11 protein-coding genes and 1 pseudogene are annotated in these 13,521 nt (G+C 68.9%); 8 read left to right on the plus strand and 4 right to left on the minus strand.

Annotated elements, in window-relative coordinates:
- Positions 1-62: 62 nt before the first annotated feature.
- Both HUA78_RS05205 and HUA78_RS47655 read right to left on the minus strand, forming a co-directional pair.
- Positions 63-1,439 carry a hypothetical protein gene (locus HUA78_RS05205; RefSeq protein ID WP_174475858.1) on the minus strand — a complete coding sequence of 459 codons (1,377 nt, stop codon included), beginning with the start codon at positions 1,437-1,439 and terminating at the stop codon, positions 63-65.
- A 213-nt stretch (positions 1,440-1,652) separates the two neighbouring features.
- A pseudogene (locus HUA78_RS47655) lies at positions 1,653-1,728 on the minus strand (IS5/IS1182 family transposase); the annotation flags it as partial.
- Positions 1,729-1,926: 198 nt separating this feature from the next.
- On the opposite strand from HUA78_RS47655, the gene HUA78_RS05210 reads away from it, so the two are divergent.
- Complete coding sequence (locus tag HUA78_RS05210) at positions 1,927-2,331, plus strand: hypothetical protein (RefSeq protein ID WP_254623545.1); 405 nt, start codon at positions 1,927-1,929, stop codon at positions 2,329-2,331.
- 126 nt (positions 2,332-2,457) lie between these two features.
- Here HUA78_RS05210 and HUA78_RS05215 read toward each other — a convergent pair whose 3' ends face one another.
- Together HUA78_RS05215 and HUA78_RS05220 are read right to left on the minus strand one after the other, a co-directional pair.
- On the minus strand, positions 2,458-3,297 hold the full coding sequence (locus HUA78_RS05215; RefSeq protein WP_174475764.1) for an NAD(P)H-binding protein: 840 nt from the start codon (positions 3,295-3,297) through the stop codon (positions 2,458-2,460).
- Positions 3,294-4,169 (minus strand): SGNH/GDSL hydrolase family protein, encoded by an 876-nt coding sequence (locus HUA78_RS05220; protein WP_371745497.1) that lies wholly within the window; start codon positions 4,167-4,169, stop codon positions 3,294-3,296. Before HUA78_RS05220 ends, HUA78_RS05215 begins: the two co-directional genes overlap by 4 nt.
- 52 nt (positions 4,170-4,221) lie before the next feature.
- Here HUA78_RS05220 and HUA78_RS05225 point away from each other — a divergent pair, with 52 nt between their 5' ends.
- The 7 genes from HUA78_RS05225 to HUA78_RS05255 all read left to right on the plus strand — a co-directional run bounded on the left by HUA78_RS05225 (position 4,222) and on the right by HUA78_RS05255 (position 13,510).
- On the plus strand, positions 4,222-5,133 hold the full coding sequence (locus HUA78_RS05225; RefSeq protein ID WP_371745498.1) for a LysR family transcriptional regulator: 912 nt from the start codon (positions 4,222-4,224) through the stop codon (positions 5,131-5,133).
- Between the two features lie 218 nt (positions 5,134-5,351).
- Positions 5,352-5,552 (plus strand): hypothetical protein, encoded by a 201-nt coding sequence (locus HUA78_RS05230; RefSeq protein WP_174452950.1) that lies wholly within the window; start codon positions 5,352-5,354, stop codon positions 5,550-5,552.
- Positions 5,542-8,523: an ATP-binding protein gene (locus HUA78_RS05235; RefSeq protein ID WP_174475765.1), complete on the plus strand. Its 2,982-nt coding sequence runs from the start codon at positions 5,542-5,544 to the stop codon at positions 8,521-8,523. Before HUA78_RS05230 ends, HUA78_RS05235 begins: the two co-directional genes overlap by 11 nt.
- Positions 8,520-9,887 (plus strand): sigma-54 dependent transcriptional regulator, encoded by a 1,368-nt coding sequence (locus tag HUA78_RS05240; protein ID WP_174475766.1) that lies wholly within the window; start codon positions 8,520-8,522, stop codon positions 9,885-9,887. The genes HUA78_RS05235 and HUA78_RS05240 overlap by 4 nt, the downstream gene beginning before the upstream one ends.
- 200 nt (positions 9,888-10,087) lie before the next feature.
- Positions 10,088-11,197, plus strand: coding sequence for a hypothetical protein (locus HUA78_RS05245; RefSeq protein ID WP_174475767.1), 1,110 nt, complete (start codon positions 10,088-10,090; stop codon positions 11,195-11,197).
- A 30-nt stretch (positions 11,198-11,227) separates the two neighbouring features.
- A complete protein-coding gene (gene acs, locus HUA78_RS05250; RefSeq protein WP_174475768.1) occupies positions 11,228-13,192 on the plus strand; it encodes an acetate--CoA ligase in 1,965 nt (654 codons plus the stop codon).
- Positions 13,193-13,231: 39 nt separating this feature from the next.
- Positions 13,232-13,510 (plus strand): DUF485 domain-containing protein, encoded by a 279-nt coding sequence (locus HUA78_RS05255; protein WP_141640705.1) that lies wholly within the window; start codon positions 13,232-13,234, stop codon positions 13,508-13,510.
- The last annotated feature ends 11 nt before the right edge of the window (positions 13,511-13,521 follow it).

Genomic DNA, 13,521 nt, shown 5'->3' on the forward strand with positions numbered 1-13,521 from the left:
CGCGCAAAAGTGTGGAGGACGCGCCACATGCGTGGGGGACAGACCCCCTCAATGCGCCGGTGCTACAGCCTCAGATACACGCCGAGCTGACCGCTGAAGTACAGGTCCTTGGCGCCGCCGGCGAAGACCGGGGTGCCCTCCGCGGCGTTGGCGGTGAAGGAGTAGCTCCGCATCTCTCCGCCCAGCCGCAGACCCAGCATGCGCGTCAGGGCGAACTCCACGGCGAGTTCGCCATCGAGTCCGGAGCCGCTCAGCTCCGGGAGGTAGTCGTCCGAGGACAGCTCGCCGCCGCTGAGCACGTGCTGGTAGCCCACGCGCGCGGCGATGGCCCATCGCTCGGTGAGCGCCTTGCGCAGGCCCAGCTCCACGTGCGCGAAGCGGTAGTCCACGTCGGGCAGGGTGAAGGTGCTCTCCGGCGGGAGTTCCACCGCGAAGGAGTGGGTGCCGTACAGCGCGCCCACCGAGACCTCCAGCCACCGCAGCGGCAGGCGGAAGCGCAGGCCTCCCTCCAGGAGCTGCGCGGTGGTGGCGTGACTGGAGCCATCCGGGAGCCGCGTGGACAGCCCGAAGGCGCGTGAGCCCCGCGCCACGATACCCAGGTTGTGCACCACCCCATCCGTGAAGTGGGAGAGCGGGAAGTAGCTCACCGCGAGGCTCGCCGCCGCGGCGCTGTTGAGGCTGTAGTCGGGCAGCTCGTCGGCGTTGTTGCCCGAGAAGTTGAAGCGGCGGAACAGCCCCTGTCCGGACAGCAGAACCTCCAGGGTGGGGCCGTCCAGGTCGCGCGGGCCGGCTGCCTTCGGCTCGGGCTCCACCGGCGGCTCCTCCTTCTTCACGGTGGGCGGAGGAGGCTTCACCACCGCCGGGCGCGGTGCCTCCGCGACGGGGGCCGGGGGCGCGACCTCGGGCTCGGGCTCGGCGACAGGAGTCGGAGGCGTGACGGCGGCAGGCGGGAGGCTCTGCTCCGAGCCCTCCGTCAGGGCCGCGCCCAGCCTGGGCTCGAGCTCTCGCCGCACATCGGGGAAGGCGCGGTTCGTGCGGACGTTCCAACGCTCCTCCGCGAGGAGGGTGCCGTCCTTGCCGGAGTAGGCGCGGACCTCCACGTCCCAGCGCTTCGTCCCCTTCACCGAGGCGAGGATCAGCACGTCCGCGCCGAGCTTCTTCGCCAGCGCCTGCCGCTGCTCATCCGTCTTCGGACCGCCGCGGATGAGCTTCACCTGGGCATCCACCTTCTTCGCGGGCAGCACCTCTCGCCCGCGTCCCTTCTTGCCCAACTCCTGCGTCAGCACCCTGCGCAGCGCATCCGCCTGGCGGCCCTCCGGGCGCAGCACCGCCACCTGGGTCTTCTTCGCCTGAGTCTTCTTCGCCTGCGCGGCCTCGGCCGGGCGGTACGACACGACCAGCGCGAGCACCAGCAACACCCATCCCGCGACGCGGCTCACAGGGCCACCTCCCTGGCGCGGACAGACGAGGTGGAAGCGGCTGGGAGGACAGAGACGAAGGGGCGGGAACGCATGGGTGCTCGGCTTCCAGTGACGAGATGAGGGGCTGCCTCTGCCCAAAGCAATTGAGGGGCCAACATCCCGGAGCTTATCTCGGCGGGAGCGCGTGGAACCAGATGATGATGACCGCCGCGAGGCGCGGCATTCCCAGAGAGGTGTCTTCTCCCATCGCACCAGCAGTCGTCGGAAGCGATTCAGCCAGGAGTGCCCGCGCTCCACCGTCGCGCCTTCTGTCGAGCGTGGCTCGTCTTGGTGCACACTCCTTTACCTCGTCGTAGACATGGCCTCTGTCCACCCAGAGGTGCTTGGGAAGCGAGACATGGTTTATCAAAACGAGTGGCGGCACCGCTTTCCGATACCGCCCCATAGAGCCAGTTGCCTCGTGGGTGGCCGCCCCGTGTCGGTGGATGCCATGCGAGTGCGGACCATGAACTTCAACCAACCCTGGCGCACTCCAGGAATCACCGAGGTGCGCTACGAAGTCATCTTGCCTGGACAATATGCAGTGGCGCTGCTCGAACGCGATTGGGCCGGATTGGTGAGCGACTACCAGCGGTTTACCGCGCCGGATGACCCGCTGGACCAGGCCCTGCGTGCCCTCGAATGGCCCGAGCCAGCACGGGCACTCGTTGACCCGGTTGCGGCTCCTCGGATACTTGCCTTCTTCGCCCACGAGTTGCTGCTGCGCTGGTTCGACGATGGCCTCCCAGCAGGTCCCGGCTTCGTACTCAACTCCGTTGAAGAGACAGGCATGGCCGACACAGACGTGTACCTCGCGGGCCATGCACGACCGCACGACCCGCGTGTGTCCTATGTCTACCAAGATGTCTGAACCCTCTCCGCCAAGGGCGCGTGCGCGAGCCCACCGCGCCTGGCACGTCGTGGCGCGGCTTTGACGCGCGCATGATGCAGCCCTCGAATTTTGGGGAGGCACAGGGTTCCTACCGAAGCTGAGCGATCAGCGAAACGCTTCGGCGTGCTGCACGACCCAGCGGTCGAAGGAGAGCGGCCTTCGTCCGAGGACGCGCTCCACTCCTTCGTTGACGAGCGCCATCCGCCCTTCGCGGACCGCGCGCCAGATATCGACGAGCGCCGCGGCGTACGGGCCTCTGCCAACGTCCGCCTGGGCCTCCTCATCGGAGATCGGCTCGAAGCGAACCGTCTTTCCGATGGTGGCGCCAATCCGGGTGGCCATCTCGCCGTAGCTCAGCGCCTCCGGCCCTGTAATCACCAAAGACTCCCCGACGTACTCGCGCGTCGTCAGGGCCCTGGTGACGACCTCGGCGATGTCGTCCGGATGGATGAAGGCTATCGTCCCCTCGCCCGTGGAGGACCGGAGCACGCCCTCGGAGGCAATCGAATCGGCCCAGCCGAGCGCGTTCGACATGAACGCCGCCGACCGGATGAACGTGAACGAGAGGCCGCTCTCTCGAACGGCGGTCTCGCCGCGCGCATGCCATGGGCCGGTCCCCACGCCCGTGCTCACGTCCAGCGTCGAGAGCTTGACCAGGTGCTTGACCCCGGCAGCCCTGGCGGCGAGTGCGAACGCGCGATCCCAGACACCGAGCTTGGGACCGCTGCTCAGGAGAAACACTGCATCGAGCCCCGCGAGGGCGGCGGAGAGAGAGGCGCGCGAACCAGCCAGATCGCCGACCCGGACTTCGACTCGATCCCCGAAAAGCGCTCGCGCCTTTTTCGCGTCGCGCACGAACACGCACGGGCGCTCGCCCCGTGCCAGGAGGCACCGGGTTACCCCCGAGCCGATGTTACCGGTCGCGCCGGTGACCAGATACTTCATCGCGCCCTCGCGTCGGCCCAGCCGCGCAAGACTTCGAGCGCGATTCTCTTTTGCCCCTCCTGCGTGAAGTGAAGCCCGTCCTCCATGAGCAGATCCTGCGGGGGTGGCAGGCCGAGCCGCGCGAACAGTTCGATCGCGGGCTCGTCGAAGGAGGCAATGACCTCGGCGACGCGGGTGATGTCCTCGTTGCGGAAGCGAACCCCGAAGCGGGACAACCCCCAATGCTTCGACACGCGATCTTCGAGCACCGGGGCAGGAGTTACCCACAGACACCGCGCCTTCGTCTCCCGGGAGACGCGCGTGCGGAGCTCCGCGAGGTTGCGCGCCGTCTCTTCGGGAGCGACGAGCGTCTTGCTCGGCGTCGGGCCTTGTGTTCGAGCGTCGTTCACGCCGATGAAGAACAAGATCCAGTCTGGATTCCTCGCGATGACCCCGCCGATTCGAATCAGGCCGTGCGTTGTCGTCTCACCGGCGACGGCGCTGACGTCGATCGAGATTCCATCCGCGGGACGGCGCGCGGCCAACATCTCGTTCAGGATCACCGCCCACGACTGCGGATCGGAAGTGTGGCTATCGCCGAACGCGAGAACCCTCGCCCCGGGCCGCAAGGGAAGTCGGTCCACCATCGCGCCCACCGCGGGATCCGCGAGCAACTCGCGCGCGGCCTCCTTCGCGCCTGCCCGCAGGCGCCCGAGCTCGGCGGAGTAGGCGTCCGGAGCGAGGCCGAGCAGGGCCGCACGCATCGGCTCGGTGAGCGCCGCAGCCCCGGGAAGCGATGCCACGGTTTGTTCTGGCTGAAGCACCTTCATGAGCCAGCGCGTCTGTTCGGTCGACCATGTCATGCGCAACGAGATACCGGACGGAACGGTCACGCACTAGTATGCTCCTCGGAAACGGACTCTTATCATGAATGCAAAAATAGACGTGGACCTCAACGACGTCGCGCTGCTCGTGCGCGTGGTGCAGCGGCGGAGCTTCTCCGCTGCTGCTCGTGAGCGCGGGGTTCCCGTCTCGACGGTGAGCCGCCGCATCGCCCGGCTCGAGTCGGCGCTCGGCCTGCGGCTCCTGGAGCGCACGACGAGGACGCTGCGCCTGACGGACGCGGGGCGTAAGTACTTCGACCATGCCGAACGCGCGATGGACGACCTCGCGCAAGGCACCGGGCAGGTTCGCGAGCTCCAGGATGAACCTCGCGGCCGCGTTCGCATCGCCGCGCCGAGCGCCTTCGGCCCCGCCGTCGCCAACGTGGTCTACCTGTACCTCGCCAGGCACCCGGGGGTGTCGATCGACCTGGAGATCGACGGACGTCGCCCCGACCCCGACAGCGGCTTCGACATCGCGATCGCGACGGAAAAATTGAAAGACACCGACGACTTCGTCGCGCGCGAGGTCCGCCCAATGACCAGGAAGTTGCTGTTCGCGAGCCCGCATTACCTGAAGGCGCACGGCACGCCTCGCGGAGTCGAGGAGCTCGCCTCTCACGACTGCATCACGACGCGCGCCACGGACGGCCACGCAACGTGGACGCTCGCCCAAGGTCGCACGAAGCGACGTTTCACCTTCGCGCCGCGCCTCTACGTGAGCGAGTTCTCCGCTGCCTATCGCGCGGTGCTCGCGGGTGTCGGCATCGCGATGCTCCCCGAGTCGCTGTGCGCCCAGGATGTGAACAAGAGGCACATGGCTCGAGTCCTAGAAGACTGGGAAGGGGAGGCTGCCGGTGTCTATCTGCTCTACCGCGCCCATCGGTCGCTGACGGCGGCGGTACGTACCTGCATCGACCATCTGCTCGCGGAGCTTCCCACCATTCATCTGGTCCGCAGCGCTCGGGAGAACTGACCGGGAGTGGCTCGTGAAAACCGTCTCCCCGTCGCTGCGTGCAGCTCTTCGCGCCCCCTGAAGCTCGCGCGGACGAGGTGGTCGAGGCCGCGGATCGGCTCGGGTGGCTTCACCCACGCGACGGTTTCAACCGCGGCCATCTACAGTTCCCCCCGGCATGGGGACAGCACTTCACCGCATTGTCACCCAGCCGTCGCCCCGCTGCTATCCTCACCACCATGAAGCGCCCCCCGGAGCAGGACGCGCCCGCGATGCCGTCGCTGCTCGTCTTCACCATCGCTGTGCTGCTCTTTGGCTCGCCGCTGCGGCGGCTGTGGTTGGCGGAGGACGCACCCGGGTACATGCCCTTCATCGTGTGGCTGGGCGTCATCGCCCTGGGAGCCTGGGCCGCCTACCGGAGCGGTGGCCATGACGCTTGAGCTGGGCTCGCTCGTCGCCGCATCCGTCGCCTATCTGCTGGTGCTGTTCCTCGTCGCCTACGCGGCCGAGCGCGGCCTCATCTCCTCGCGCATCACCCAGCACCCGCTCGTCTACGCGCTCGCGCTCGGCGTCTACGCGACGTCGTGGTCCTACTTCGGCAGCGTGGGCTACGCGGCCCGGCACGGCTTCCGCTACCTGGGCATCTACCTGGGCGTCACCCTGGCGTGTCTGCTCGTGCCCGTGCTGTGGCGCCCCCTCCTGCGCCTCACCCGTGAACTCCAGCTCACCTCGCTGGCGGACCTGCTCGCCTTCCGCTACCCGGGCCAGAGCACCGGCACCGCGGTGACACTCTTCATGCTGGCCGGCAGCCTCCCCTACCTCGCGCTCCAGGTGCGCGCGGTGGTGGAGTCCGCGAAGGTGCTGAGTCCCTCGGCCTCGCCCACGCTCGTCGGCATGGGCTTCTGCGCGGTGCTCATCGTCTTCTCCGTCCTCTTCGGCGCGCGACACCTCACCCCGCGCGAGCGACACGAAGGACTGATGCTGGCCATCGCCTTCGAGTCCGCCGTGAAGGTGGTGGCCCTCGTGGCAGTGGGCGCATGGGCCGTGTCGTCCGTCTTCGGCGGCGTGGACGGACTGTGGAAGTGGCTGGAGGCAAACCCGGAGGCGGTGGAGCAACTGCGCCGTCCCGCCCGTGAAGCGTCCTGGGCTCCGCTGCTGGTGCTCTCCTGCGCGGCCGCATTCCTCACTCCGCGCAGCTACCACGTCGCCTTCACCGAGGCCCCCGAGCGCGACGCACTGTCCACCGCGACGTGGGCCTTCCCACTCGTCTTGCTGGTGATGAACCTGGCGGTGCCCGTGGTGCTGTGGAGCGGTGAAGCGCTCGCCCTGCCCTGGCCCGCGGACTTCCACCTGCTCGCGGTGCCCGCCTCGCGCGGCGCCACGGGGCTGGCGCTGGTGGCCTTCCTGGGCGGCGTGTCCGCGTCCAGCGCCATGGTCATCGTCACCACGCTGGCCCTCGCCCCCATGTGCCTCACGCACCTGGTGCTGCCCCTGGGGTACGCGCGCGGACAACCCCACCTGTACGGCTGGCTCCTGTGGGCACGCCGCCTGCTCATCGCGCTCATCATCCTCGCGGGCTACGGCTTCTACCGGCTGCTGGACACTCGCGGCCTCGGGCTCGTGGACCTGGGGCTCGTGTCCTTCGTGGCCGTGGCGCAGTTCGCCCCGGGCGTGCTGGGTCTCCTCTTCTGGAAGCGGGCCACTCGCGCGGGCCTGCTCACGGGCCTGGGCGCTGGGGCCACGATGTGGCTGCTCACGCTCGTGGTTCCGCTGTGGGCCTCGCCAGGACTGGTCGCATGGACCCACCGCGTGGCGGTGCTGCTGGGCTTCCCTGGCGACGAACCCTGGGGCTTCTCCACCTTCGCTTCACTGACCCTCAACACACTGGCCTTCGTCGCCGTGTCGCTGGCCACGCGACAGTCCGAATCGGAAGCCGAGGCCGCGCGAGCGTGTACGCGTGAAGCCCCGGGACTCGTCTCCGGCGGAGTGGAGGCAGGTTCGCCCCGGGAGTTCCGCGAGCGACTCGCGCCCCTGCTCGGCGCCGAGGCCGCATCAGCCGAGGTCGACCGCGCGCTGGCCGGCCTGGGAATGTCCCCCGACGAGCGTCGCCCCGCAGAGCTTCGCCGCCTGCGCGACGGCGTGGAGCGAAACCTGTCCGGACTCCTCGGCCCTGTGCTGGCGCGCCTGACGGTGGAGGAAGCGCTCCGACTGGGTCCCGGCACACGCGCGGCCCTGGCCGAGCAACTTCGCTTCGTGGAGGAACGCCTGCGCGATGCCCGGGGCATGCAGGGCCCGGTACACGCGGTGGAGGCCGTACGGCGCTATCTGCGGCGCATCCTGGAAGACCTGCCGCTCGGCGTGTGCGCGGTGGGCCCGGATGGAGAAGTGGTCATCTGGAACGCGGCGCTGGAGCGACTGTCTGGCGTGGAGGAGCACGCGGCGCGCGGTCATCCCCTGGCCGCCCTGCCCTCTCCCTGGGGTCCGCTGTTGTCCGGCTTCGCGACCGGCGCCGAGGCGGACACCGAGACGCGCGTCACGGTGGGCGACGGTGAGCGAACGCTGCGCCTCCACCGCTCACGGCTCACTCCCGACGAGGAAGGTGGCAGCGCCTCGGAGGGGATGGCGCTGCTCGTGGAGGACCTGACGGCGCGCAAGGCCGTGGATGCGCGACTCGCGCACCAGGACCGGCTGGCCTCACTGGGGCGCGTGGCGGCGGGCGTGGCGCACGAGATTGGCAATCCACTGACGGCCATCGCCAGCCTGACGCAGAACCTCAAGTACGAGCTGGATGACGCGGACGCGGTGAAGGAACGCACCCTCCTCATCCTGCAGCAGTGCCGCCGCATCGACGCGATTGTGCGCGCGCTGGTGGGCTTCAGCCACGCGGGCACGGTGGGCGGGGAGGCTCGCCCCTTCGCGCGCGTGGAGGTCGGCCCCTTGCTGACCGAGGCCGTGCAGCTCGCTCGACTGGCGCGCGCGTCGACGAAGTCTCGCGGCGTGCGCTTCGAGCACCACAGCCCCGAAGGACTCGTCGTCCAAGGCGACTCGCAGCGCCTGGAGCAGGTGCTCGTGAACCTCCTGACCAACGCCGTGGACGCGTCCCCCGAAGGCGCGAGCGTGGAGCTGGAAGCGGAGTCCGCGAACGGGCGCATCCATCTGCGCGTGCTGGACCGGGGGCACGGCATCCCCTCTGAACTCTCGCAGCGGGTCTTCGAACCCTTCTTCACCACGAAGCAGCCAGGCGAGGGCACGGGCCTTGGGCTCGCGCTGGTGGCGGGCATCGTCCGGGAGCACGGCGGCACCATTCAGGTGGACAGTCGGACGGGTGGAGGGACTACCGTGACGGTGAGCCTGCCCGACGCGCGCGGCGTGGAGTCGAGCTCGCGTCCAGGTCCGGGAGCCACCGCATGAGTCGCATCCTGGTCATCGAGGACGAGCCCATCATCCGCACGGAGCTGCGGCGGTTGCTCGTGCGCGCGGGACACGACGTGTCGGAAGCGGGCGCGGTGCAGGAAGCCGCGAGCGACTACGCGCTCGACTCCTTCGACCTGGTGATGTCGGACCTGCGCCTGCCGGGCGCGCCGGGCACGGACGTCATCGCCCTATGCCCGGGCGTCCCCGTGCTCATCATGACGAGCTACGCCACGGTGAAGTCCGCCGTGGACGCGATGAAGCTGGGCGCCGTGGACTACATCGCCAAGCCCTTCGACCACGACGAGCTGCTGCTCCAGGTCGAGCGCGTGCTGCGCGAGGGGAAGCTCACCCGACAGAACGCCGCGCTCAAGCGCGAGGTGGAGCAGGCCTATCCCGTGAGCGGAATGGTGGGGAGCAGCCCCGCGATGCGCGACGTGTTCGAGCGCATCCGCAAGGTCGCGCCCTCCCCCGCCACCGTGCTGGTGCTCGGCGAGTCCGGCACGGGCAAGGAGCTGGTGGCCCGCGCTCTCCATGCGCAGAGCCCTCGCGCGGACGGCCCGCTGGTGTCGGTGAACTGCGCGGCGATTCCAGAGGGCCTGCTGGAGAGCGAGCTGTTCGGCCACGAGAAGGGCGCCTTCACCGGCGCGCTCACCGCTCACGCGGGGCTCGTGGAAGCCTCGCACGGCGGCACCCTCTTCCTGGACGAAGTGGGCGAACTGCCCGCGGCCGCGCAGGCCCGCCTCCTGCGCATGCTCCAGGACGGCGAGGTGCGGCGCGTGGGCTCCACGCGGCCTCGCAAGGTGGACGTGCGCATCGTCGCCGCCACGCACCGGGACTTGCCGCGTCGCGTGCAAGAGGGCGTCTTCCGGCAGGACCTCTACTTCCGGCTGCGCGTGGTGGAGATCCGCACTCCGCCCCTGCGCGAGCGCGGCGAGGACCTGCCCGTGCTGGCGAAGTACCTGCTGGAGAAGGCCTGCCGGAAGCTCGGCCGCGCTCCCGCCACGCTGTCACCGGAAGCCCTGCTGGCGCTGACCGTCCATCCCTGGCCCGGCAACGTGCGCGAGCTGGAGAACGCCCTGGAGCGCGCGGTCATCCTCGCGGACAGCCCCGTCATCACCCCCGACCTGCTCGCGCTGGAGCTGCCCGGCGGCGAGGCGCGTCCTCCCACCACCGACGCACCCGCGCCCGTCGAGCCAGAAGCCGAGGAGGCGGGCGGCTCCATGGAGGAGTACTTCCGACGCTTCGTGCTCGAGCACCAGGAGCACATGGGCGAGACGGAGCTGGCGAAGCGGTTGGGTATCAGCCGCAAGGCGCTGTGGGAGAAGCGCCAGAAACTCGGCCTCCCGCGCACTCGCGCATGACGCACCGCCCTCGGGGCAGGCGCGTTGTCACCGGCCAACGTCTTCCGTCGCGCGCGCTTCGTTACGACGCATTGCACGAATCGTTACCGAGGTAACGCCCACGTCACCTTCCGTAACATCCTGACGCGGCGAGCCAACCTGCAAGGTCTTGAATCTTCGCGTGGCGGCAATTGGCCGGAGTGTTGCTCTGGGCGACGGGCATGCCCCTCCCCCCCACGCGTCCGTTGCCGCTGCTGCTGACGCTCGCGGTGGCCCTTCTGCCCCTGGGCTCCGCGGTCGCCGGGAAGATCACCATCAACGACGAGGCGAACCTCAACATCAACCTGTTGCTGCAGCCCCAGGCCCAGTTCATCAAGGACGGGGCGCCCGTCGGACACGTGGGCACCGACTTCTTCCTGCGCCGCGTGCGGCTGCTCGTCTTCGGCAACGTCACGAAGCGGCTGTCCTTCTTCATGGAGACGGACCAGCCCAACTTCGGCAAGGACGGCAACTACAACGTCGACTTCTTCGTCCAGGATGCCTTCGCCTCCTACGAGTTCGTCGACAAGCTCTGGGTGGACGTGGGGTTCCTGATTGCCCCGCTGTCGCGCCACAACCTCCAGGGCGCCATCGCGCTCAACACCGTCGACTTCCACTCCAACCTCATCCGCTTCACGCCGGGCGTCGGAAAAATCTGGCGCGACATGGGCGTGCAGCTGCGCGGCTTCGTGGGTCCGCTCGGCTTCCGAGCCGCCATCCTCAACGGCGCGGAGGGCACCGTCCGGGAGGACGCGCCCGCCATCAACCCGGATGACATCCCCCGAGGCGTGGCGATGGTGCGGTGGAACTTCCTCACCCGTGAGGAGGACCTCTTCTTCCAGGGCATCTACTTCACCGAGAAGCCCCACCTCTCCGTGGGCGCGGGCGCGGACTATCAGCCCTCCGCCGTCGCGACGGCCAGCGGCGTGCACGACTCGGTGGCCTTCTCGGCGGACGTGTTCCTGGACTGGCCCATGGGCAATGACCAGGAGCTCGTATTCCAGACGGGCGTGTACACCTACCGCCAGGGGATGGACAGCCCGCAGAGCGGCACGGGCTTCCTGTCCGAGCTCGGTTATCGCATCGGCCACGTGGAGCCGCTGGTGTCCGTCGAGTACTTCAGCTCGCGCGTCGTGGCGCAGGACGCATTCGTGGTGAGGCCCGGCTTCAACCTCTGGTTCCAGAAGCACACCTTCAACCTGAAGACGGAGGTCGCCATCTCCCGCCTGGGCGACATCTCCGAGGCGGACACCGGCATCACCGGCACCGCGCAGCTCCAGTTCTTCTACTGACGCCCCCTGCTCTCCCCGAGGTCACCTCCGATGACTGCCGCGAAGGATTCGTTCGTCTCGCCCAAGGAGCACTTCTCCCGTCACGCCCACGTGAAGACGCTGGAGGACTACCGCGACCTCTATCAAAAGAGCCTGAATGAGCCCGACGCCTTCTGGGGTGAGCAGGCCCAGCGGCTCACCTGGTTCCATCCCCCGGAGGCCATCCGCGAGGTGGACGCGGAGCAGGTGGACTTCTCCTGGTTCAGCGGCGGCAAGCTCAATGCCGCCTACAACTGCGTGGACCGCCACGCGCGGGAGCGCCCCGGCAAGGCCGCCATCATCTGGGCGAAGAACGAGCCGGGCGAATACCAGACCATCACCTTCCGGGAGCTCCAGCACCACGTCGGCCGCGTGGCCAACGTGCTCAAGGCCCACGGCGTCCGCAAGGGCGACCGCGTCTGCATCTACCTGCCGATGATTCCGGAGCTGGCGTACACCATGCTCGCGTGCGCGCGGCTCGGCGCGGTGCACTCGGTGGTGTTCGCGGGCTTCTCCTCGGAGTCGCTGCGCGAGCGCATCCTCGACTGCGGCGCCAGGGTGCTCGTCACCGCGAACGAAGGTCCTCGCGGGCCCAAGGGCGTTCCCACCAAGGCCATCGCGGACGAAGCGGTGGAGGGCCTCACCCAGGTGACGTCCGTGCTCGTGGTGCGGCGCACGTCGCGCGAAGTACCCATGTCCGAGGGGCGCGATTTCTGGCTGGACGTGGAGATGGCGCGCCACCGCGGCGTCTGTCCCGCCGAGTGGATGGACGCGGAGGACCCGCTCTTCATCCTCTACACCTCCGGCTCCACCGGGAAGCCCAAGGGCGTGCTGCACACCACGGGCGGCTATCTCGTGTATGCGGCGACCACGCACCACTACGTCTTCGACGCGCGGCCGGACGACGTGCACTTCTGTACGGCGGACCTGGGCTGGGTGACGGGCCACAGCTACCTGCTCTACGGCCCGCTCATCAACGGCACCACCACCGTCCTGTTCGAGTCCACGCCGACGTACCCCGACGCGGGCCGGCTGTGGCAGGTGGTGGACGACGTGAAGGCCACCGTCATCTACACCGCGCCCACCGCGCTGCGCGCGCTCATCCGGGAGGGCGACGCGTGGGTGAAGAAGTCCTCGCGCAAGTCGCTGCGCCTGTTGGGCAGCGTGGGCGAGCCCATCAACCCGGAGGTCTGGCGCTGGTACCACGACGTGGTGGGCGAGGGACGCAACCCCATCATCGACACGTGGTGGCAGACGGAGACGGGCGGCATCCTCATCTCCCCGCTGCCGGGGGCCACGCCGTGCAAGCCGGGCTCCGCCACCCTGCCCTTCTTCGGCGTGGAGCCGGTGCTGCTCGACGACGAGGGCCGAGTCATCGAGGGCAACGGCGTCAGCGGCAACCTGTGTCTGGCGCGCTCCTGGCCCGGACAGGCGCGCACGCTGTACGGCCACCACCAGCGCTTCGTGGAGACGTACTACTCGCGCTTCCCCAACCTGTACTTCACCGGCGATGGCTGCCGCCGCGACGAGGACGGCTACTACTGGATTACGGGCCGCGTGGATGACGTCCTCAACGTCTCCGGTCACCGCCTGGGCACCGCGGAGGTGGAGAGCGCGCTCGTCGCGCACGAAGCCGTGGCCGAGGCCGCCGTGGTGGGTTTCCCTCATGACATCAAGGGCACGGGCGTGTGCGCCTTCGTCACGGTGAAGCCGGATTGGCTGGAGACGTCCACGGAGCAGATGGTGGGCGCGCTCAAGGAGCAGGTGCGCCACGTCATCGGCCCCATCGCCACGCCGGACCGTGTGGTCGTGGTCAATGGTCTGCCCAAGACGCGCTCCGGCAAGATTCTGCGCCGCATGCTGCGCAAGATTGCGTCCGGCGAGACGGAGAACCTGGGTGACGCCAGCACCCTGGCCGACCCCGCCGTGCTGGATGAACTGCTCACCAAGGGCACGCCCGTGCGGGCGAAGCCCTGATTCCCCCTCGGTCTTCCGACGTCACACTGGAGGCAAGAAATGTCCTCGAAATCCCAAGAAGACGCCCTGGAAGCACTCGCCGCGTCGCGCTGGCGGGTGGCCGCCGTCCTGACGGTGGCCACGTTGGTGGCGTACTTCGGCTTCATCCTGCTGGTGGCCTTCAACAAGCCGCTGATGGGCCACCAGATAGCCCCCGGCCTGTCGGTGGGAATCCTCCTGGGCGCCGTCGTCATCGTCACCGCCTGGGCGCTGACGGGCATCTACATGATCTGGGCGAACGGCAAGTACGACCGAGCCCTGAGCCAACTGCGTCGCTGAGAGCGAGCCTC

The sequence above is a fragment of the Myxococcus sp. CA033 genome, assembly GCF_013336625.1.
GTDB lineage: Bacteria > Myxococcota > Myxococcia > Myxococcales > Myxococcaceae > Myxococcus > Myxococcus llanfairpwllgwyngyllgogerychwyrndrobwllllantysiliogogogochensis.

What these genes read in the sequence shown, in the direction of transcription:
- HUA78_RS05210 (WP_254623545.1), top strand. Translation starts at nt 1,927, where the DNA reads ATGAACTTCAACCAACCCTGGCGCACTCCAGGAATCACCGAGGTGCGC.
- HUA78_RS05215 (WP_174475764.1), bottom strand. Translation starts at nt 3,297, where the DNA reads ATGAAGTATCTGGTCACCGGCGCGACCGGTAACATCGGCTCGGGGGTA.
- HUA78_RS05230 (WP_174452950.1), top strand. Translation starts at nt 5,352, where the DNA reads ATGAAGCGCCCCCCGGAGCAGGACGCGCCCGCGATGCCGTCGCTGCTC.
- HUA78_RS05235 (WP_174475765.1), top strand. Translation starts at nt 5,542, where the DNA reads ATGACGCTTGAGCTGGGCTCGCTCGTCGCCGCATCCGTCGCCTATCTG.
- HUA78_RS05240 (WP_174475766.1), top strand. Translation starts at nt 8,520, where the DNA reads ATGAGTCGCATCCTGGTCATCGAGGACGAGCCCATCATCCGCACGGAG.
- HUA78_RS05245 (WP_174475767.1), top strand. Translation starts at nt 10,088, where the DNA reads ATGCCCCTCCCCCCCACGCGTCCGTTGCCGCTGCTGCTGACGCTCGCG.
- acs (WP_174475768.1), top strand. Translation starts at nt 11,228, where the DNA reads ATGACTGCCGCGAAGGATTCGTTCGTCTCGCCCAAGGAGCACTTCTCC.
- HUA78_RS05255 (WP_141640705.1), top strand. Translation starts at nt 13,232, where the DNA reads ATGTCCTCGAAATCCCAAGAAGACGCCCTGGAAGCACTCGCCGCGTCG.